This is a genomic window from Paenibacillus sp. GbtcB18 (assembly GCF_019091125.1).
Classification (GTDB): Bacteria; Bacillota; Bacilli; order Paenibacillales; family NBRC-103111; genus Paenibacillus_F; species Paenibacillus_F chitinolyticus.
This window is the reverse complement of sequence record NZ_JAGXJX010001055.1, coordinates 1-208: the sequence shown is the minus strand read 5'-3', so window position 1 is coordinate 208 and position 208 is coordinate 1. Positions and strand designations below refer to the sequence as shown.

Annotated in this window: 1 protein-coding gene; it reads left to right on the top strand. The window is 45.2% G+C overall.

Annotation, left to right across the window (positions count from 1 at the left end; all coding sequences use genetic code 11):
- Positions 1-11: 11 nt before the first annotated feature.
- Positions 12-208 (top strand): CurL C-terminal domain-containing protein (locus KVT34_RS33165; RefSeq protein WP_217563428.1); only part of this gene is annotated, 197 nt, incomplete at its 3' end.

The window sequence follows — 208 nt, the reverse complement described above, 5'->3', positions numbered from 1 at the left end:
GTGAGAGGGAGATGGAGGAAGAGACAGTTCCTAGCTATTTGATAGCTTTGTCAGCGAAGACGGAAAAGGGCTTGCAAAAAAAAATAAATGAATTGCGGGAAATGGTAACGGCAGGGGAAATTACAACGAAGGATTTGGCAGGTATTAGTTACACACTGCTGGAAGGCAGACAGCATTTTCAGTACCGCTTTGCAGCCATCGTGCAAGA